The organism is Nocardia sp. NPDC004573, from assembly GCF_053602135.1.
Genome location: NZ_JBSGDA010000017.1, coordinates 15573 through 35976 on the forward strand (window position 1 = coordinate 15573; position 20404 = coordinate 35976).

Annotated in this window: 19 protein-coding genes; 15 read left to right on the forward strand and 4 right to left on the reverse strand. The window is 69.6% G+C overall.

Going from position 1 to position 20404, the window contains the following annotated elements:
* Window positions 1-13 precede the first annotated feature (13 nt).
* The 13 genes from ACWEKR_RS24165 to ACWEKR_RS24225 all read left to right on the forward strand — a co-directional run bounded on the left by ACWEKR_RS24165 (window position 14) and on the right by ACWEKR_RS24225 (window position 13340).
* Entirely contained in the window at window positions 14-991 is a 978-nt protein-coding gene (locus ACWEKR_RS24165; RefSeq protein ID WP_452356386.1) for a glycosyltransferase, read from the forward strand.
* Window positions 992-1022: 31 nt separating this feature from the next.
* Window positions 1023-2330: a glycosyltransferase gene (locus ACWEKR_RS24170; RefSeq protein WP_452356387.1), complete on the forward strand. Its 1308-nt coding sequence runs from the start codon at window positions 1023-1025 to the stop codon at window positions 2328-2330.
* Window positions 2331-2338: 8 nt separating this feature from the next.
* The gene (locus tag ACWEKR_RS24175) at window positions 2339-3298 is read left to right on the forward strand and encodes a UDP-glucuronic acid decarboxylase family protein (protein WP_452356388.1); all 960 of its coding nucleotides are present in this window, start codon (window positions 2339-2341) and stop codon (window positions 3296-3298) included.
* Window positions 3299-3408: 110 nt separating this feature from the next.
* Window positions 3409-5031, forward strand: a complete 1623-nt coding sequence (locus ACWEKR_RS24180) for a carbamoyltransferase family protein (protein WP_452356389.1) — start codon at window positions 3409-3411, stop codon at window positions 5029-5031.
* On the forward strand, window positions 5028-6527 hold the full coding sequence (locus tag ACWEKR_RS24185; protein ID WP_452356390.1) for an HAD-IIIA family hydrolase: 1500 nt from the start codon (window positions 5028-5030) through the stop codon (window positions 6525-6527). The genes ACWEKR_RS24180 and ACWEKR_RS24185 overlap by 4 nt, the downstream gene beginning before the upstream one ends.
* A gap of 23 nt (window positions 6528-6550) precedes the next feature.
* The gene (locus tag ACWEKR_RS24190) at window positions 6551-7567 is read left to right on the forward strand and encodes a glycosyltransferase family 9 protein (RefSeq protein ID WP_452356391.1); all 1017 of its coding nucleotides are present in this window, start codon (window positions 6551-6553) and stop codon (window positions 7565-7567) included.
* Complete coding sequence (locus ACWEKR_RS24195; RefSeq protein WP_452356392.1) at window positions 7564-8127, forward strand: D-sedoheptulose-7-phosphate isomerase; 564 nt, start codon at window positions 7564-7566, stop codon at window positions 8125-8127. The genes ACWEKR_RS24190 and ACWEKR_RS24195 overlap by 4 nt, the downstream gene beginning before the upstream one ends.
* Window positions 8124-9506 (forward strand): D-glycero-beta-D-manno-heptose 1-phosphate adenylyltransferase, encoded by a 1383-nt coding sequence (gene rfaE2 / locus ACWEKR_RS24200; protein WP_452356393.1) that lies wholly within the window; start codon window positions 8124-8126, stop codon window positions 9504-9506. Before ACWEKR_RS24195 ends, rfaE2 begins: the two co-directional genes overlap by 4 nt.
* A 21-nt stretch (window positions 9507-9527) precedes the next feature.
* Window positions 9528-10217 carry an SDR family oxidoreductase gene (locus ACWEKR_RS24205; RefSeq protein WP_452356394.1) on the forward strand — a complete coding sequence of 230 codons (690 nt, stop codon included), beginning with the start codon at window positions 9528-9530 and terminating at the stop codon, window positions 10215-10217.
* Window positions 10208-11158: a glycosyltransferase family 9 protein gene (locus tag ACWEKR_RS24210; RefSeq protein ID WP_452356395.1), complete on the forward strand. Its 951-nt coding sequence runs from the start codon at window positions 10208-10210 to the stop codon at window positions 11156-11158. The genes ACWEKR_RS24205 and ACWEKR_RS24210 overlap by 10 nt, the downstream gene beginning before the upstream one ends.
* Window positions 11151-12482 (forward strand): UDP-glucose dehydrogenase family protein, encoded by a 1332-nt coding sequence (locus ACWEKR_RS24215; protein WP_452356396.1) that lies wholly within the window; start codon window positions 11151-11153, stop codon window positions 12480-12482. The genes ACWEKR_RS24210 and ACWEKR_RS24215 overlap by 8 nt, the downstream gene beginning before the upstream one ends.
* Window positions 12469-12615, forward strand: coding sequence for a hypothetical protein (locus ACWEKR_RS24220; RefSeq protein ID WP_452356397.1), 147 nt, complete (start codon window positions 12469-12471; stop codon window positions 12613-12615). Before ACWEKR_RS24215 ends, ACWEKR_RS24220 begins: the two co-directional genes overlap by 14 nt.
* A gap of 137 nt (window positions 12616-12752) precedes the next feature.
* Window positions 12753-13340 carry a hypothetical protein gene (locus ACWEKR_RS24225; protein ID WP_452356398.1) on the forward strand — a complete coding sequence of 196 codons (588 nt, stop codon included), beginning with the start codon at window positions 12753-12755 and terminating at the stop codon, window positions 13338-13340.
* Window positions 13341-13395: 55 nt separating this feature from the next.
* Here ACWEKR_RS24225 and ACWEKR_RS24230 read toward each other — a convergent pair whose 3' ends face one another.
* Both ACWEKR_RS24230 and ACWEKR_RS24235 read right to left on the reverse strand, forming a co-directional pair.
* Complete coding sequence (locus tag ACWEKR_RS24230) at window positions 13396-14058, reverse strand: hypothetical protein (protein WP_452356399.1); 663 nt, start codon at window positions 14056-14058, stop codon at window positions 13396-13398.
* Window positions 14059-14266: 208 nt separating this feature from the next.
* Entirely contained in the window at window positions 14267-15751 is a 1485-nt protein-coding gene (locus ACWEKR_RS24235; protein ID WP_452356400.1) for a purine-cytosine permease family protein, read from the reverse strand.
* 399 nt (window positions 15752-16150) lie between these two features.
* Between ACWEKR_RS24235 and ACWEKR_RS24240 the strand changes: the two genes are divergently transcribed.
* Window positions 16151-17128, forward strand: coding sequence for an NAD-dependent epimerase/dehydratase family protein (locus ACWEKR_RS24240; protein WP_452356401.1), 978 nt, complete (start codon window positions 16151-16153; stop codon window positions 17126-17128).
* A 307-nt stretch (window positions 17129-17435) separates the two neighbouring features.
* Complete coding sequence (locus tag ACWEKR_RS24245) at window positions 17436-17870, forward strand: RICIN domain-containing protein (RefSeq protein WP_452356402.1); 435 nt, start codon at window positions 17436-17438, stop codon at window positions 17868-17870.
* A gap of 187 nt (window positions 17871-18057) precedes the next feature.
* On the opposite strand, the gene ACWEKR_RS24250 is transcribed toward ACWEKR_RS24245, so the two are convergent.
* Entirely contained in the window at window positions 18058-19698 is a 1641-nt protein-coding gene (locus ACWEKR_RS24250; RefSeq protein WP_452356403.1) for a RecQ family ATP-dependent DNA helicase, read from the reverse strand.
* A gap of 107 nt (window positions 19699-19805) precedes the next feature.
* Window positions 19806-20402 carry a GTP cyclohydrolase I FolE gene (gene folE, locus ACWEKR_RS24255; protein WP_452356404.1) on the reverse strand — a complete coding sequence of 199 codons (597 nt, stop codon included), beginning with the start codon at window positions 20400-20402 and terminating at the stop codon, window positions 19806-19808.
* Between the last annotated feature and the right edge of the window lie 2 nt (window positions 20403-20404).

Below are 20404 nucleotides of genomic sequence, written 5' to 3' on the forward strand. Positions count from 1 at the left end.
AAGTGCTACCGACATGGCCGCAATGACCGAGGGGCTCACGGTGCTGTTGTGGCACGTGCACGGCTCCTGGACGACGTCGTTCGTGCAGGGGCCGCACCGATACCTCGTGCCCGTGGTCGAGGGCGGCGGGCCGTGGGGGCGCGGCCGGTGCGGCCGCGACTGGCCGTCGGTGCAGGAGGTGCCCGTAGGTGCGTTGCGCGCGGCGGAGCCGGACGTCGTCGTGCTCCAGCGTCCGGAGGAGATCGAACTCGCCGAACGATGGCTCGGTCGGCGTCCTGGCGCCGATATCCCGGCGATCTACGTCGAGCACAACACTCCGCGTCCCAGCGCGGCCACCACCACGCATCCGCTGGCGGATCGCGCCGACATCCCGATCGTGCACGTAACCCATTTCAACGATCTGATGTGGGACAGGGGACGCGCACCCACCCGGGTCGTGCCGCACGGCATCGTCGACCCCGGCGCGCGCTACACCGGCGAACTGCCGCACGGCGTAGCACTGATCAACGAGCCGACGCGGCGCGGGAGAATCACGGGTAGTGATCTGTTGCCGGAATTCGCGATGGCCGGGCCCATCGATTTGTACGGCATCGGAGCCGAAGAATTCACCGCGCACCGGCCCACCGGACACCCCATTCGCGGAATCGGAGACTTCCCGCAGTCGGCGTTGCATCCGGAAATGGCGCGCAGGCGGGTGTATCTGCACACCGCGCGCTGGACCTCGCTGGGATTGTCCCTCCTGGAAGCCATGCACCTGGCCATGCCGGTGATAGCCCTGGCCAGCACCGAGGCCGTCGCCGCCGTGCCGCCGGAAGCGGGCGCCATCTCCACCGACATCGCGGTGCTCACCGCGAAATTCCGGGAATTCCTCCACGAACCCGACCTGGCGGTGCTCGCGGGCAAGTCGGGACGGCAGTTCGCGCTGGAGCACTACGGCCTCGAGGTCTTCCTGCGCCGGTGGGATTCCCTGCTCGCCGAGGTCACCGAATGAAGGCAGGGTCCCGGAGAGAGAAGGCGGAATCATGAAGATCGCGATGGTGTCCGAACACGCCAGTCCGCTGGCCGTGCTCGGCGGCGTGGATGCCGGGGGGCAGAACGTCCATGTCGCGGAGCTGTCCGCGGCTCTGTGCCGGCTGGGGCACGAGGTCACCGTCTACACGCGCCGTGAAGACGCGCACGCGCCGCATGCTGTCACCGCCGCACAGGGCTATCGCGTGATCCATGTCCCGGCCGGCCCTGCCGAACCGATGCCCAAGGACGAATTGCTGCCCCATATGGGCGAATTCGGCGCCTTTCTGCGACAGCAATGGCAAGAGTGCCGCCCCGATGTGGTGCACGCGCACTTCTGGATGTCCGGCCTGGCCGCCCTCCAGGCCGCGGGGCCCGCGAGCATCCCGGTGGTGCAGACCTTTCACGCGCTGGGCGTGGTGAAACGTCGCCACCAAGGAGCCGACGACACCAGCCCGGCCGACCGCGTGCGCCTCGAACAATCGATCGCCGAACGGGCCGATCGCATCGTCGCCACCTGTACCGACGAGGTCTTCGAACTGGCCAGAATGGGCGTGCCCCGGTCCAGGACGTCGGTGATTCCCTGCGGCGTCGACCTCGAGCAGTTCACACCCCACGGGGCGCGCGCACCGAGGTCGGCCGACCACCGGATGGTCAGTGTGGGCCGGTTGGTGCCCCGCAAGGGTTTCGACACCGCGATCACCGCGCTCACCGGTCTGCCGGACACCGAGCTGGTGTTGGTCGGCGGCCCGGACGACGGCGACGTCGCCGACGACCCGGAAGGCAGGCGGCTGCTGGAGCTGGCCGGCCGCCTCGGCGTGCGGGACCGGCTGCACATGCTGGGGCAGGTCCCGAGGACTCGAATGGCGCCGCTGCTCAGGTCGGCCGACGTCGTCGTGTGCACGCCGTGGTACGAACCGTTCGGCATCACACCCCTGGAAGCGATGGCCTGCGCCGTTCCGGTGGTGGCCGCCGCGGTCGGGGGCCTCATCGACACCGTCGTCGACGGTGTGACCGGCAGGCTCGTCCCACCCCACGATCCCGCACGACTGGCCGACGCCGTCCGGGATCTGCTGGCCGTCCCGGAGATCAGGCGGAAGTACGGTCAGGCCGGACGAGAGCGGGTCGAGGCGCGCTACTCCTGGGACCGGATCGCCGCCGAGACCCTGCACGCGTACCGCAGGGTGACCGCGCCGGCCGTGCGCACGGGGAACGGGAGCGGACCCACGGATGGCCGCGCGGTCGGCTCTGCCACGAACGACGGCCTTTCCACCGGGTCACCGGCGATGGGTCGCGGCGCTCGCGCGAACGGCCACGGGTAGGCGGCGCCGTGTCCGAACCTTGTGAACGCGCGTTGGTCACCGGCGGTTGCGGGTTCGTCGGCTCGCACCTGTGTGAACAGCTGCTCGACGCGGGCACCGCCGTCGTCGCCCTCGACAATTTCGCCACGTCCACTCCGGACAACGTCGCCCGTTTGCTCGACCGGCCCGGCTTCGATCTGCGGCGGCACGACGTCACCGAACCGCTGCCCGCGGTGGGCGCCTTCGACGTGGTCTTCCATCTCGCGTCGGCCGCGTCGCCTCCCGATTACCTCCGGCTGCCGATCGAGACGCTGCGAGCCGGTTCGCTCGGTACCGCGCATGCCCTCGATCTGGCGGAGCGCCATGGCGCCCGTTTCGTGCTCGCGTCGACCAGCGAGGTCTACGGTGACCCGGCCGTCCATCCGCAGACCGAGAATTATTGGGGTCATGTCAATCCCGTCGGTCCGCGCAGTGTCTACGACGAGGCGAAGCGGTATGCCGAAGCTTTGACCATGGCATTTCACCGGGAAAGAGGCGTGAATACCGGAATTGCCCGAATTTTCAACACCTACGGTCCGTGCATGCGCACCGACGACGGTCGTATGGTGCCAACCTTTATCGCACAGGCGTTGTCGGACGCGCCGCTGACCATCGCCGGAACCGGCGAGCAGACGCGCTCACTGTGTTATGTCGAGGACACGGTGCGCGGCCTGCTCGCACTGGCGGCCACCGATTATCCGGGACCGGTGAATATCGGCAATCCGCACGAACTCTCCGTGCGCTGCCTCGCGGCGGAAATCCTCTCGCTGACCGGCAGCCGGTCCGTCGTGACCCATGTCGAGGGGGCGATCGACGACCCGAAACGACGGTGCCCCGACATCTCGCTGGCCCGGCGGGAATTGGGCTGGTGGCCGGTGATCACCAGGGTGGAAGGACTGCGCCGCACGATCGACTGGTTCGCCGGACGCGCGGCGGAACCGGCGCGGTAGGCCCCGTGCCGATCGGCACATCGGTTTAGTCGCGACTTCAGCGGGTAGCGCCAGCACATATGTCAGCGGGTAGACCGACAGGTCCCGCGTCTCGAACAGAAAGGCGGCCCGTGCGCATTCTCGGAATAAACGCGATATTTCATGACCCTGCTGCGGCTCTGATCGTGGACGGCGAAATCGTCGCGGCCGCCGAGGAAGAGCGGTTCACACGGCGCAAGCACGGTAAGCGGCCGGTGCCGTTCTCCGCGTGGGAGCTCCCCGAGCAAGCGGCCGCGTGGTGCCTGGAACGAGCGGGATTGCGTCCCGAGGAGCTCGACGCGGTCGGCTATTCCTATGATCCGCGCCTGGTCGATCATTCGCTCGGCGGCCTCGATCGGAAAAGCGAAAATACCAGAACTGATTATGCTTTCCGCGCACCCGCGTTCCTCACGGCCGCATTGCCCGGTCTCGATCCATCGATCGTGCGTTTCGTGCGGCACCATCTGGCGCATGCCGCGTCCGCGGCGCTCGCGGCCCCGTCGGGCGATTCCGCGGTACTGGTGGCCGACGGCCGCGGCGAGAGCCAGTCCTATCTGGCCGGGGAATACCGGGACGGCAAGTTCGTGGAACTGGCCGCACAGCAGCTGCCGCACTCGCTCGGGCTGATGTACGAGGACCTCACCGAACACCTCGGCTTCACCCGGTCGAGTGACGAATACAAGGTGATGGCTCTCGCCTCCTACGGCACGCCCCGGTTCCTCGACCGGTTCCGCGAACTCGTGTACGCCACCGGTGACGGTGGTTTCCGCACCGAACCCGTGGACTGGGCGGGATTCGCACCCGCGGTGGTCGGCGATGCGCCCGGCCCGGACCATGCCGACCTCGCCGCGAGCGTCCAGCGCCGGCTCGAGGACGTGCTGCTCGAATTGACCTCGTGGCTGCATCGCCAGACCGGTCAGCGGAACCTCACGCTGGCCGGTGGCATCGCGCTGAACTGCGTGGCCAACACCCGGCTGCACGCCGAAGGTCCCTACGACCGGGTCTGGGTCCAGCCTGCCTCGGGTGACGCGGGCACCGCGCTCGGCGCCGCACTGCAATTGGCGGCCGAATTCGGCGAGCGGGTCACTCCGATGCGCGGAGCCGATCTCGGCCGCGAATGGACCGACACGGAGCTGGAGACCGTGCTGCGCACGGCCGCGGTCCGATACACGAAGTCCGCGGACATCGCGGCCGAGGTGGCCGAAGCGCTCGCGGAGGACCAGGTGGTGGCGTGGTTCCAGGGCCGGGCCGAATTCGGCCCGCGTGCGCTCGGGCATCGCTCGCTGCTCGCCCATCCCGGCCGGTCGGCGAATCTCGAGCGCCTCAACGACGTGAAAGGGCGTGAACAGTTCCGGCCGCTCGCGCCGATGGTGCTGGCCGATCGGGCAGCCGAGATCTTCGAGCGCGGACCGTTGCCGAGCCCGTACATGCTGTTCGTCCACGACGTCGCGCCGCACTGGCGCGCGCGGATCCCCGCCGTGACCCATGTGGACGGCACCGCGCGGGTGCAGACCGTCGATCCCGGCGACAATCCCGTCCTGGCGCGGATGTTGTCGGAGTTCGACCGGCGCACCGGCCTGCCCGTGGTGGTCAACACGAGCTTGAACACCGCGGGCAGGCCGATGGTGGATTCGCCCCGCGATGCCCTCGAGTGCTTCGGTTCCGCGCCGATCGATCTGCTCGCCCTCGGTCCGTTCGTGGTTCGCCGCTCATGAACGGCCACACCGTCGACTACAGCATCGTCATCCCGACCACCGGCCGGGAAAGTCTTCGGACGCTGCTCGAGTCACTGCAGGCCGCGACGGGTCCGAGGCCACGGGAGATCATCGTGGTCGACGACCGGCCCGGCGCCGGCGACCTGCCGCTGCCCGAGACCATGCCGCCGGTGCGGGTGATCCGCTCGGGTGGCCGCGGGCCCGCGGCGGCGCGGAACGCGGGGTGGCGGGCCACCTCGGGCGCGTGGATCGCGTTCTTGGACGACGACGTGCTCACTCCGCCGGATTGGCCTGCCCGGTTGGCCGACGACTTGCGGGACCTCGACGAGAACACGGCGGCGTCCACGGCCAGGATCGAGGTGCCGCTGCCGGAGCACCGCAAGCCGACCGATGCGGAACGGGGAATCGCGCGGCTGGCCACTGCGCGGTGGATCACCGCGGACATGGCCTACCGCCGGTCCGCGCTGGTTGCGGTCGGCGGGTTCGACGAACGGTTTCCGCGGGCGTTCCGCGAGGATGCCGACCTGGCGCTGCGGGTTTGCCTCGCGGGGTACGTCATCGCGGCCGGACGACGCAGCACGAGCCATCCGCTGCGCGCATCGGGGCCCATGGCGAGTGTGCGCGCACAGCGCGGGAACGCCGACAACGCGTTGCTGCGGCGGAAGTACGGCGCTCGATGGCGGCAGCGCATCGGGGAGGACAAGGGGCTGCTGCCCCGGCACGCGCTCACCACGGCGGCAGGCGCGTCGGCCGCGGCACTCGGCCTCGCGGGCCGCGTACGCCCCGCCCTGGCGTTCGCGGCGGTCTGGCTGGCGTCGACCGGTGAATTCGCCGCGCGCAGAATCGCGCCCGGGCCGCGCACGCCCCGTGAGATCGGCCGGATGACGCTGAGCAGCGCACTGATCCCACCCGCTGCTTGCTGGCATCGCCTGCGCGGCGAACTGCGCCACCGCCACGCCTCCCACGGCTCACCGCTGGCGTTGTTGTTCGACCGCGACGACACCCTCATCGTCGATGTCCCCTACCTCGCCGATCCCACCAAGGTGCAGCCGGTGCCCGGGGCGGTCGACGCGCTCCGGAGGGTCCGCGCGGCCGGCGTGCAACTCGGCATCGTGAGCAACCAATCCGGCGTCGCGCGCGGATTGATCAGCCGCGAACAGCTCGCCGCGGTGAATTCCCGGGTCGAGGAGTTGCTCGGACCGTTCGCGACGTGGCAGGTGTGTGTGCACGGCGACGGCGACGGCTGCGGGTGCCGCAAACCCGAACCGGGCCTGATCAGGCGAGCCGCGGCGGAGCTCGGCGTCGACGTCGGCAGGTGCGTGGTGATCGGCGACACCGGTGCCGATGTCGCCGCCGCGCAATCCGCGGGCGCCCGCGCGATTCTGGTGCCGACGGCGCGAACCCTGCCCGACGAAGTGCAGCACGCACGGCGCGAAGCGACCGTGGCGCAGGACCTGCCCGAAGCCGTACGGCTGGCGATGGCGGGCGTGCCATGACACGCCGGGCGCTGGTGGCACGCATGGATAATTTCGGCGATGTGCTGCTGGCCGGGCCGTGCGTGCGGGCGGTGGCAGCGCACGTCGATTCGGTGACGTTGTTGTCCGGGCCGCGCGGCCGGGCCGCCGCCGGCCTGTTGCCGGGTGTGGACCAGGTCGTGACCTGGTGCGCGCCGTGGATCGACCTCGAGCCCCCCGCGGTCGCCGCGGCGGACATCGACGGCTTCCTCGACCGGATTCGCGCTCTCGACCTGGATCTGGCGTTGATCCTCACGTCCTTTCACCAGTCGCCGTTGCCGCTGGCGCTGTTGCTCCGGATGGCCGGCGTCCCCTTCGTCGGCGCCATCTCGGAGGACTACCCCGGTTCGCTGCTGGATCTGCGCCATCGCGTCGAAGGCGATCTACCCGAAGCCGAGCGCGCGCTGTCGCTCGCCGAGGCGGCCGGTTTCCGGCTACCGCCCGGGGACGACGGCAAACTCGCCGTCCGCCAGCCGTTGCCGAAGGTCGGCGCGCTCACCGGCGAACCGGGCTACGTGGTGGTGCATCCCGCCGCGTCGGTACCGGCGCGACAGCCCTCCTCGTCCCGTTCGGCGGCCATCGTCGCCGCGTTGACCGGCGCCGGGCACCGCGTGGTGGTCACCGGCGCACCCGCCGACCGGCCGCTGACCGGCGCCGTCGCCGGCAGGCACGCCGTCGACCTCGGCGGCGCCACCACACTGCCCGAGCTGGCCGCCGTACTGCGCGACGCGAGTGTCGTGGTGGCGCCGAACACCGGGCCCGCGCACCTGGCCGCGGCCGTCGGGACACCCGTGGTGTCCCTCTTCGCACCGGTCGTGCCCGCCGCGCGGTGGGCGCCCTACGGCGTGCCGGTGGCCATGCTCGGCGACCAGCACGCGCCCTGCCGCGGTAGCAGGGCCAGACAGTGCCCGGTCGTGGGGCACCCGTGCCTCGACTCGATCTCCCCGGCGGAGGTCGTGACGGTGGCGGAAGAACTCGGCGCGGGCAGGCGTGCGCGTCTGCGGACAGGAGGTGTGCGGTGATCGAGGAGCATTTCGCGGCTTTGCATACAGCGCTGGAACGCACCAGTTGCTTCGCACCGAGCATCCGCAGATGGGGGCGAGAACTGGCGGTGGTACTGGACAACGGCGGCAGATTGCTCGCGTGCGGCAACGGGGGCAGCGCGGCCGAAGCGCAGCACCTGACCGGGGAACTGGTCGGCCGCTTCCGCCACGATCGCCGTCCGCTCTCGGCGATCGCCCTGCACGCCGACACCTCGGCGGGCACCGCCATCGTGAACGACTACGGCGGAACCGAGTTGTTCGCGCGTCAGGTCCGCGCGCACGGCAGACCCGATGACGTCCTCATCCTGTTGTCCACCAGCGGCAGCAGCCAGAACGTGGTGGCCGCGGCGAAAGCGGCGCACGACATCGGCGTCACCACTTGGGCCATGACCGGTCCCGCGCCCAATCCGCTCGCGGCGCTGTGCGACGACGCGGTGGCCGTGGAAGCACACAGCACCGCCACCGTGCAGGAAGTGCATCTGGTCTTGGTGCACGCCCTGTGCACGGCGCTCGACGACGCACTGGGGGTACCGACATGAAGCCATTGGTCGTGATCGGCGACAGCATGCTCGACGTCGACATCGAGGGCGTCGCCGACCGGTTGTCGCCCGAGGCGCCCGTGCCTGTGGTGGACGTGGAACGCCGGTGGATGCGCCCGGGCGGCGCCGGGCTGGCCGCCGTGCTCGCCGCGCGATCGGTCGCCGAGGTCTTGCTCGTCACAGCGACCGCCGACGACCACGACGGCCGGCTCCTCACCCGGCTGCTGGACCAGTACGTGCAGGTCGTTCCGATGCCGCTGCGCGGCGAGACGGTACGCAAGACCCGCGTCCGCGCCGCCGGTCAGTCGTTGTTGCGGCTGGACACCGGCGACGGGACCGCCGACGGCGGCTCGGTGAGCGCGTCGGTCACCAGGGCACTGCGAGCGGCCGGCGCGGTCCTCGTGGCGGACTACGGCCGGGGCGTCGCCGCACATCCGGAGATCCGCAGCCTGCTGACCGAACTGGCGCGGTCCGTACCGGTGGTCTGGGATCCGCACCCGCGCGGCCCGGCGCCGACACCGGGCGCGTCGCTGGTCTCGCCGAACCTGAAGGAGGCACGCCGGTTCGCACCGGGATACCTCGAACCGGACGAGTTGGCGAAGGTGCTCCGCGACGAGTGGTCCGCGGATTCCGTCGCGGTCACGACGGGCCCGAACGGGGCGGTGCTGGCCAATGGGAAACGGCTCACCGTAGTGCCGGTGCCCGCCGAGATCCGGTTCGCGGGCCACGCCGGTTCCGACACCTGCGGCGCGGGTGACCGATTCGCCTCCGCCGCGGCCGCCGCACTCTTCGACGGGTCGACTGTGGCCGACGCGGTGTCACACGCCGTGGACGCGGCGGCCAGATTCGTGGCCGCTGGCGGCGCGGCCACGTTGTCCGCGTGCGACAGCGCCGCCGGCGCGGAGCAGGACACGACGGAAGCGGGCGGGTCGGCGTTCGAGGTGGCGGCGCGGGTCAGGGCGCGCGGCGGCAGGCTCGTGGCCACCGGCGGCTGTTTCGATCTGCTGCACCCCGGACATGTGAGCTTGCTGCGCCAGGCTCGCGCCATGGGCGACGCGCTGGTGGTGTGCCTGAATTCCGATGCGTCGGTGCGGCGCTTGAAGGGGCCGCGCCGTCCGATCGTCACCGCACGCGACCGCGCCCGCCTGCTCATCGCGCTGTCGTCGGTGGACGCCGTCGTCGTGTTCGACGAATCCTCCCCGAGCGCACTGCTGGAACGCCTTCGCCCCGACATCTGGGTCAAGGGCGGCGACTACACCGGCGTTGACCTCCCGGAGGCCACGGTCGTTCGCGGGTACGGCGGCGAGATCGCGCTGATTCCCACTGTTCGCGGTTACTCGACAACCCAGCTGGTCGCCGCGACGCAGGCTTGCGGCTGACCCGAGAACGTAAGGAGCACGATGCGAACCCTCGGCAATATCCTGATCACCGGCGGCGCTTCCGGACTCGGCGCGGCGGTCACCGCCGCGGTCCGTGAGAACGGCGGGCGCCCCTTCGTGATCGACCGGGTGGAGCCCGAGACGCCCGTCGACTTCGTGCGGGCCGACCTGGCCGATACCGTCGCGGCCGAGCAAGCCGTGCACGAGCTCGCCGAGCGGGCGGGCGGCCGGATCGACGGTGTGTTCACCGCCGCCGGAACCGATGCGTGCGGCCCGTTGGACAAGGTGCCCGCGAAGAAGTGGGAATACGTGGTTCAGGTCAATCTTTTCGGCACTGCCGCCGTCGTCCGTGCCGCGCTTCCGTTCGTGCGGGAAAGTAAGGGAACGGTGGTGACCTGTGCTTCCACCCTCGGCATCAAGGCGGTCGGTGACGCCACCGCCTATTGCGCGTCGAAATTCGGCGTGGTCGGCTTCACCAGAGCGCTCGCCGCCGAGACAGCGGGCAGCGTCGGCGTGACGTTGCTGATTCCGGGCGGAATGCACACCGCGTTCTTCGACGACCGCGACGAGCAGTACAAGCCGCCGCCCGACGCGAAACTCAACCAGCCCGAGGACGTCGCCGCCGCGGTGGTGTTCGCGCTGCGCCAGCCTCCGGGCTGCGAAGTCAGGGAGATGGTCGTGTGCGCGTCGGAAGAGGGATCGTGGCCTTGAGCGACACGATCCTCGTGTTGCGCGCGCTCGGGCTCGGCGATCTGCTGACCGCCGTGCCCGCCTTGCGCGGGCTGCGAAACGCCTACCCCGACGCCCGGGTGGTGCTGGCCGCACCGGAATCGCTGCGCGATCTGGTCGATCTCATCGATGCGGTCGACGAACTGCTGCCGACCACCGGGCTGGGCGCGCTGCGATGGCACGCGGCGCCCCCGAGACTGGCGGTCAACCTGCACGGCAGCGGGCCGGAAAGCATCCGTGACCTGTTGGCGGCGCGCCCGGAAGCGCTACTGACGCACCGCCATTCGGACTTCCCCGGACTGCCCGGCCCCGAGTGGCGCGAGGACGTGCACGAGGTGGAGCGCTGGTGCCTGCTGCTCGAGCACGGCCGGATCGACGCCGATCGCACCGCGCTGCGGCTGCCTGCTCCCTCCGCTCCCGCCGCCGAATCGGATGTGGTCGTGATCCATCCCGGCGCGGCGTCTCCCGCTCGCCGCTGGCCCTCCGAACGATTCGCGCGCGTGGCGCGCGAACTCGGCGCCGACGGCCACCGCGTGGTGATCACCGGCACGCGCGAGGAGATCCGATTGGCGAACGCGGTCGCCCAGCAAGCCGGCCTGCCGCCCACCGCGGTGTACGCCGGACGTACCACCCTGATCGAACTCGCCGCGCTGGTGGCCGACGCGGCGCTGGTCGTCTGCGGCGACACCGGTGTCGGCCACCTCGCCACCGCCTTCGGCACACCGTCGGTCCTGCTGTTCGGCCCCACACCGCCGCAGCGGTGGGGGCCGCCCGCCGACGCGGAACAGCACGTGCCGCTGTGGGCCGGGACCGCCGGTGATCCGCATGCCGACCATCCGGATCCCGGGCTCCTCATGCTGCGGCCCGAGCAGGTACGCACGGCCGCAACCGGTTTGCTCGGGACGAAGGTGCGCCATGGGTAGCCGCGTCGGCGTGGTCGGCGCCGGTTACGTGGGGCTGACCAGCGCCGCTTGCCTCGCCCACTTGGGCCACCATGTGGTCTGTGTCGACAACGACGAGGCCAAGGTAGCGGCGCTGCGCGCGGGTACCGTCGCGATCGTCGAGCCCGGCCTACCGGAACTGGTACGCGAAGGGCTCGCGGAGAACCGGCTCGTCTTCACGTCGGACCCGGAAGCGCTGCACGAATGCGAAGTGGTCTTGTTGTGCCTTCCCACCCCCATGGGCACCGGCGGCTCGGCAGACCTCGGCGTGCTCGAGGACGCGCTGGAGACGTTGTCCACGGTGCTACCGCCGGATTGCGTGCTGGTCACCAAGTCCACCGTCCCGGTGGGGACGGCGGCGCGGATCCCCGCCCTGTCCGGTCTCCCGAGCACCGCGGTCGTCAGCAACCCCGAATTCCTCCGCGAGGGACACGCGGTCGAGGACTTCCTGCACCCTGACCGCGTTCTCGTCGGTGCGGCCGAGCACGATCGGGCGTCGGCCGAGCGGGTCGCGGCGTTGTACGCGGGAACGGGCGCGCCGGTCCTGCGATCAGATCCGGCCAGCGCGGAACTCGCCAAGTACGCCAGCAATGCTTTTCTCGCGATGAAACTCTCGTTCGTGAACACGCTGGCCGAACTGTGCGAACGGGTCGGCGCCGACATCACGAAGGTCACCGGCGCGATGGGCATGGACGACCGTATCGGACCTGCTTTCCTGGCTCCCGGCCCCGGCTGGGGCGGCTCGTGCCTGCCCAAGGACACGCGCGCGCTCCTGCGTGCCGCGGAGGCATCCGGGGTGGACTTCGCCCTGGTCCGGGATACCCTGCGCGCCAACGATCATCAGCAGGCGATGGTGTTGCGCAAGATCCGCCGCGCGGTGACCGGCGCGGTCGACGGCTCCCTGTCGGGGACCCGGATCGGCGTGTTCGGCCTCGCGTTCAAAGCCGGGACGGGCGACCTGCGCGACTCCCCCGCCGTCGCGGTCGCCAGGCAGCTCTCCCGGCACGACGCCACGGTCACCGCATACGACCCGTGCGTCCCGGCGGGCACCCCCGATCTCGACGGCATCCGAGTGGTGGACGACCCGTACCTGGTGGCGAAGGATGCCGGCGCGCTCGCGGTACTCACCGAGTGGCCCGAATTCCGTGCGCTCGACTGGGCGAAGCTCGCGACCGACGTCGACCGGCCCGTGATCGTCGACACCCGGAATCTGCTCGACGAGCAACTGCTGAGCGGCACCGGTTTCACCTTGTTGAGCAACGGCACCACCGGCGCTGCGGAAAGCAGCCATCATGGCGCCCTCTGAAAAAATCGCACCCGACGACCACTGCCCCGAAGCACTGGGCCTCGGCGCCTGCGTTCCCAGCGGCTTCGCCGACATCTTCCCGACCGCGAGCCTGCGACCGCTGTCGACCCTGCCAGGCCTCGAGCATCTGTGAAGACCCCGAATGTACCCGCGGTCGGTCACGCGGCACCGGGCCCGATCTACATCAGCGCTACCCGCTGAGCGGGTCGGAGTCGTCGCGGGTCTCCGCCGCGGATGTTCGCGCCTGTGGACCGCGGATAGTCTGTGCGGGTGCCTATTTCGTTCGACCCCGGGGAAATGCAGCAGGTCGACAGCGCGACCTGGCGAGATCCTCGGACCGGTGACATGGTGAACGTGTCGTATTTCGACCTCGTCCCGGATCTGCCCGCGCCGTTGGAGGATCTGGAAACCTTGCGCCGTCGTCTGGCCGAGAGAAGCGCGCAGAACGGCTGCCTCATCGAAGCTTTCGTGGTGTGGCTGGACGCACAGCCTGCGCTGCTGCGCATGGAGAAGCTGCCGCTGCCGAACCAGCCACAGGGCTTGGTGTTCGCCGCGTCCGTGATCGTCCCGAAGGCCCGTAGCAGTGCGGTCCTGCAGATCCTCTGCCCTGAGACGGGCACCACAGGGGTGCGCGAGGCCCTGCTCGCCACCAAGATCGGTTTCGACCACATGTTCCCGCCGCATCCCTACGCGCCCGAGGTGCGGGGTCGGCTGCCGTACAACGCGGCCGACGACATCCGATGGGACGCCGAATTTCCCGAGCATCCGCTCAGCCGTGCCCGTCGCTGGATCGCGCATACCATCCCGACCGCCCGGCTCGCGCCGGAATTCGCGGCACTTCCCGCGTTCGCCGGCTGACGCGACCCGGTGTGAACACGGCCCGACGCCGAGGGACGGTGCGGGCCGCGTTCGCTCACACCCGCGCCGCTCGCCCTCGTGCGTACGCGATGACGTCCGCCGCGTAGGCCGCGGTGTCCTCGTCCGCGCAGCACGCCCGGAATCGGTCGAACGCATCCTCCAGTTGCGGACCCGGCCCCTGGTCCGCGAGCAGGACGACAATCGCCTCCCACGTGCCGATCGCCGGGTCCGGCAGCGCCATCAGTTCCTCGAGGTACCGGCCAGGTTCCAACAGCCGCAGCGCCCGGCGGGCGTAGGCGTGCACCCGCCGGGGCAGTTCGGCGCGGATGGCGTCGACATCTGCCTGCAGTGCCCGGCCAGGGTGCGCCGGGTCGACCCGCAGGGACCACAACTCCGTCAAGTCCTCCGGCAGCGGGCGGTCGTCGATCAGCCCCGGTCCGGTCGCCTCTTCGAGCGGCACGAGCGGCAGACCTCGCTGCTCGTTACGCCGATTGCAGAACTCCCACCAGGCGATGGGCGTAGCACTCAGGGTCAACCCGAACTTCAACGCCTGTTGCCCATCGGTCCAGGTACGCACGGTCCGGGCCCGGCCGACGCAGGCCACACCACCCGATACCACCCGCACCCATACGGCCTCCGGGCCGTCGAAGCCATAGGGTTGCAGCAACTTCCGCGCATCGCGGGTCAGTCGGCGCAGCGCCGAGTCCGGTCCGACCATGCGAGCAGATTAGCGGCACGTACCGACACAAACGAAAAGCTCACCGGCTCAGTATGATTCGCCCGAGGACTCGGTCCCGCTCCGCGATCGCGCCCGCCCGGCCACCCTGTTGCGGAATCACCGTATTCGTCAGCGCCGAACGTCAGAAAGGGTAGCCGGCGGGTATGAGCATGCGCCGGGCCGCCCGAGCGCAGCGCGGCGGTTCCGACTACGCCGGGACTCGAACCGGTTCGGAATCCCGGCTCTCCATCGACTCGGTCGTGCGCCCCGGTGCGAGCGGACGCACGCGGTGCAGAGCGGCATACCCGACGGTCGCGACAACCAAGGCGACGAACACACCGAGGTTGCTGCTGCCCAGACCGCCCGCGCGGGCGGCCGGCGTGAACAAGTAGCCCAGCAGCGGACCGATATGCGGATCGGGCGACGTGACCAAGCCCAGTCCGACGAGGGTCGCGACAATCAGGCAACCGACGCCGGCACGGTTCACCTTTCCGTAGCCGCCGACCGGGCTGTACAGAGCCGTCCGGTCGTACCCGATGTTGCGACGCTGCCACAGGTCGACCACGAAGATTCCGGTCCATGCAGCCATCACGACACCGGTCGTGGTCAGAAAAGCCTGGAACGGAGCGAAGAACCCGGGCGCGGCGAAGGCCACATAGCCACCGGCAACGGCGATCAGAACGGCGTCGATCAGGACGGTGTAGTGCCGCGGGATCCGGACCCCCACTGTCTGCAACGCCAGCCCTGAGGAGTAGAGGCCGATGATGGAACCCGACACGAAGCCGACCAGCGCGAGGATCAGATAGGGCACCAGAAACCAGGTCGGCAGATGAGCCGACAGCGCACTGATCGGATCGGTCGCGGCCAGTGCCGCGACCTCCGGGTCCCCGACCGCCAACATTGTCCCGAGTCCCATCAGCACGAGTGCTGGGGCGGTGCCGCCGAAGGTGATCCAGCCGACCAGCGCACGCTTGTCGGCGTCGCGGGGAAGGTAACGGGTGTAGTCCGCGGCGCAGTTGACCCAGCTCAAACCGAGCGTGTTGGCGACCAGCATCACTCCGCCCACGAACGCGCCGAGGCTCGCCTGGCCATGCGTCGCGAACGAGATCCTCGGCAGCGTCAGCACGACGTAGACGACGGACAACGCGGTGAATGCCAGGGCGAACCACTTCTGGATCCGCAGGATCACGTGGCAACCGTAGATGCCGATCACCGTGGTCACCACGATGACGGTGAGAAGGGTGACGACCATGAGCGGTCCGGTATCCATCTCCGGGTCGAGTCGATGTGCCACGGTGCGAGCCGCCAGGGTCGCCAAGACCGCGGAGAAGGTCTCCCACCCCACCAACGCGAGATAACTCAGCAGCGCCGGAATCTTGTTGCCGTGGAACCCGAATGCCGCGCGGCCGGCCACCATGGTCGCCGCCCCGCCCTGCTGCCCGGCCAACGATACCAAGGCGAGCAGCAGAAAGGACAGGACCGCTCCCACCGCGGCAGCGAGCGCTGCCAGATGCCAGTCGAGGCCGAGCGCGGTGACATACGGGCCGAAGGACACCAAGACCACATTGCAACTGGTGCCCGCCCACGGCCAGAACAGGGCGCGCGGCTTACCTCGACGTTCCGCATCGGCGACCCATTCGGCGCCTTTCCGCTCGAAGGACCAGTCCGAAGACTTCGCTGATCGCACAGCCATGGGGGCATCCGTTCGTCGACGGCGGCAGGGCCGGAGAGCCTGCCACGCACACCTGCATATTGAGCCGTTGTTTGTTGGTACATCGTACGGGGCTAATCGATTTCACGGAACCGAAGTTGACAGGACAACTTGGGCTATGGCGGGAGGACGTCCGAGAACCCCTGAAACAATGTGGATTCGACGGTCGACTCCGAACCGGCGCGGCTGACCGTTGCGCCGTGGATGACACCGGAGAGCAGCACACGGCCATATCGATCGCTGTACAACGGCTCACTATTCAGCGGTAGAATCCGCGCGCCCAGCGCGTAACGGATCTCCGCCCGATCGATCGGGTGCGGTACCCGGCGCCGAGCATCCGGCGAGCCGTTTCACCTACTGCCGCCGGGGAATTCCGGCCGCATGGGTATCACCGTCGCCGTCACCGGGCCTACCGGCGAGATCGGCATCTCTGCCGTCACCGCACTCGAACAGGATCCCGCCGTGGACCGGATCGTCGGAATGGCCCGCCGTCCGTTCGACCCCGCCGCGCACGGCTGGACGAAGACCGAGTACCGGCGCGGCGACATCCTCGACCGCGCCGCCGTGGACGCCCTCGTCGCGGACGCCGACGTGGTGATCCACTTGGCGTTCGTGATCATGGGCTCGCGGGAGGAGAGCGCGCGGGTGAACCTGGCGGGCACCCGCCACGTCTTCGAGGCGACGGCGGCCGCCGAGCGGCCCCGCCGCCTGGTCTACACGTCCTCGGTCGCCGCCTACGGCTACCACCCGGAGCATCCCAGCCCCATCACCGAGGACGTGCCGCCCGAGGGCTCGCCCGAGCACTACTACTCCGAGCAGAAGGCCGCGTGCGAGGCGGCGCTCGCGGAGATCACCGCGGACTCCGGCCTCGAGGTGTTCGTGCTGCGGCCGTGCATCGTGGCCGGCCCGAAGGCGCCGGCCCTGCACGACCTGCCGTGGGAGAAGCTTCCCAGAACGCTGCGTACGCTGGCTCGGTCCCATTCCTTGTTCAAGCCGGTGGTCCCCGATCCCGGCCACCCACTGCAACTCGTCCACCACGACGACGTGGCCGCGGCCATCGCGCTGGCCGCCACCGCGGAGGCGCCGCCCGGCGCCTACAACATCGCGGGCGACGGCACGCTCACCCTGTCCGACGTGGTCTCCGCACTGGGCGGCAGGCCGGTGCGCGTCCCCGCGGTCGCCGCCACCGCCGCATCCGCTGCCCTCGCCCGCCTGCCCTTCGTGCCGGCAACTCTCGAGTGGCTGCACATCGTCCGCACGCCCGTCGTCATGGACACCAGCCGCGCGAAGCGGAATCTCGGCTGGAAGCCGGCCCATACCTCCGCCGAGACCCTCGCCGCGCTCGCCGCCGCCCGCTGATCTGCCCGAGCCGCCGCGGCGACCTGTTGCTCGGCGACCACATCGCCGAGTGTCGCCGCGAAGTAGTCATCGGCACCAACCATCGGTGATCCGGACATCGCCGATATGCGCCGGACTCGGGGCGCGATCCCCGCCGCGCGACCGCACGACTCCGGCTGGTTCGCCGGATCGACGTGATTCACCCATCCCCGTCCGGGTAGTTCGGTAGTGGACGAATTCTCCCGGACCGCAGGCGCAGCCGCGAGATGCGACTTCCCCCGGCAGCCCCGCGGGTGACAAGGATCCGGGCACACAGTGAGGACGGCGGATGGTGGCTGAGCTGGACGAGGGTGTGTATCGCATCGTCAACGTCGGCACGGGGCAGGTGCTGTCGCTCGACAGCGGCGACCAGGTCAGGGTCGTCGGTGAACCGAGTGTCGAGAACGGCTGGCAGCACTGGCTGTTGTCGAGCGCGCCGGAATTCGGTGAAGGGATCTGGTTCATCGCCAACGGCCGCACCGGCACCCGGCTCGGACTCGACAACCTGGTGTGCGAAGGGGCGCATGTCGAATGCAGCGGGACTCCGATGGGATGGCAGATCATGACCGATGAAACCCATCCCGACTGCTACCGCATCGCCGTCTGGCCCGCCAGTGACCTGGTTCTCGCCCTCTCCGCACCCGACGTCGGAACCGAACAGATCGGTTTGACCCGCTACATGCCCACCAGCGATATTCAGCAATGGCACTTCCAGCGCCCATGACGCGGACCGCGCCCGGCTCGCTCGGCGCGGACGGCGACGACTTCGCAGACCGACATGGGCGTTCACGGGCCTCTTCCGACTGACCGTCCGCGTCACGCACACACCGTGTCCCCGTGCACGGTGCCGGGGCTCCGTAGCGCAACGACCGGTCTCGAACGATCTAGGACACCCTGCGGCGCGGAAGGCTTCAGGCTCGGCTGAGCAGATGGCGCTCGCGCACCTCCGGCAACGACAGGGTCTTGTAACCGACCTCATCGAACAGCACGGTGATGCGATCGGCCTCGGCGGACATGATCGTCCCTGTCCCCCAATCACGGTGCCGCACAGCGGCATGCGCAGGAAACTCGGTGGCGTCCGGTGCGCGCCGCGCGGCGGTTCCCGCAGCACAGGTATCGCAATTGCCACACGGGTCGAGCAACTGTTCACCGAAATAACCGAGGAGGTGTTGCCGCCGGCAGCCGGTCGTCTCCGCGTAGCCGCGCATCATCTCGATGCGCGAGCGGGTCAGTTCTTCGTATGCCCGCGCGGCGTCCGCCGCCTGCTCGACCGCCCGGCCGGGTGTGCGCCCGGAATCGGGTTGCAGGAGACCGTTCGCGGTGGTCGTGATCGCGCCGATCTGTTCGAGCAGGTTGATCGCCCGGGTGCGCCGAGCGGGAGCGGCCTCGACCGCGAGCTGGGACGGCCGGACCGGACGATCGTGCCGGTACAAGGCGTGGGCGACCTCCGCGATGGTGTCCTCCGGGACCGCTCGCGCGGTGAGGAACTTCTGCAGGCTCAGATCCTCTGGGCGATAGCACAACAGGATCTGGGCGCGCTCCCCATCCCGTCCGGCCCGGCCGATCTGCTGGTAGTAGGAGTCCAGCGAATCCGGCGCCGACGCGTGGACGACGAAACGGACGTCGGGCTTGTCGATGCCCATCCCGAATGCCGAGGTGGCCACGACCACATCGACCTCGCCGGAAAGGAAGTGCTGGTGCACCTCCTCGCGTGCGGCCGCCTTCATGCCCGCGTGGTAGGCCGCGACCCGAATACCGGCCGCGGCCGACGCCTCGGCGTAGAACTCGCTGTCCTTGCGGCTGGCCACGTACACGAGTCCGCGGCCGGTCGCCGGATCGGCGGTCAGGGTTCGGATGCGGGCGATCACCGCGTCACGCTTCTCCGAGTCGCCGGTGTATCGGTCGACAGCCAGGGACAGGTTGGGCCGATCGAAACCGGCAACCACTTCGCGATGGTCGCGCATGCCCAACCGGTTCACGATCTCGTGGCGCACCGGTGGTGCGGCGGTCGCCGTCAAGGCGATCACCCTCGGATGCCGGAGTCGGTCGATCACCGGCGCGAGCCGCAGGTAGTCCGGCCGGAAATCGTGACCCCACGCCGAAACACAATGTGCCTCGTCCACCACGAACAGGGAAGCGCGTAGACCGGCGAGCTCGTCGACCAGATCGTCGTTGGCCAGCTGCTCCGGCGAGAGGAAGATGTATTCGGCAGCGCCGCGGCGCAGAGCAGCCCACGCCGCTCGGCGCTCGGTTCTGCTCTGCGTGGAATTCAGCGCGACCGCCCCCGGGGCTTTACTGTCACCGATGCTCTCGATCTGATCGTGCTGCAACGCGATGAGCGGCGACACCACCACGGCCGGACCGTCCAGCAACAACGCGGGCACCTGATAGATGGCCGACTTGCCCGCACCGGTCGGCAGCACGACCAGCACGTCCTTACCGGCCATGATGTGTTCCATGGCGGTCAGTTGCTCGTCGTGCAGATGCGCCCAGCCGAACTTCTCGGCGGCCAGAGTCCGCAGGCGACGGGTGTATTCGGACGAGGTCGTCATCGATGAGGGCATACCACCACCGGCGCGGCGGAAACGCCGCCGAATCCCTCCGCCGGGAGCGGGAAGTAGCGGTCCGACTCGACCCGCATCCCATGGCACTCGATCGCTCAGGGCGCGATTCCGGTGAGCGAGAAGAACTCCTGCCGCGAGCGGGCGTCTTCACGCAGCGTGCCGAGCAGCGTCGACGTGACGGTGGTCGCGCCTGCGGCCTGGACACCACGCAGGGTCATACAGGTGTGTTCGGCTTCGACGACAACGCCGACACCGATCGGTCGCAGGTTCTCCGCCAGCCAGTCGGCGATCTGTTTGGTCAGCCGTTCCTGCACTTGGGGGCGATGGGAGAAATGCTCGACGATACGGGCGAGTTTGGACAATCCGAGAATGCGCTCGCCCGGCAGATAGCCGACGTGGGCGACGCCGACGAACGGCAGCAGGTGGTGTTCGCACACCGACCGCAGCGGGATGCGGCGAGCCAGCACGAGCTCGTCGTAGCCCTCGTCGTTGGGAAACGTGGTGAGGTCGAACGGGCGGGGCGTGAACAGTTCGGCATAGGCGCGGGCCATGCGCCGCGGGGTGGCGTGCAGGTGTTCGTCGTCGAGGCCGACGCCGAGCGCGGTCAGGAATTGCCGGGCAGCATGCTCGGCGGCGGTCAGATCCACCTCGGTGGCCGGCTCGTGGACGACCCGGAGCGCGGGCTGTAGCACGG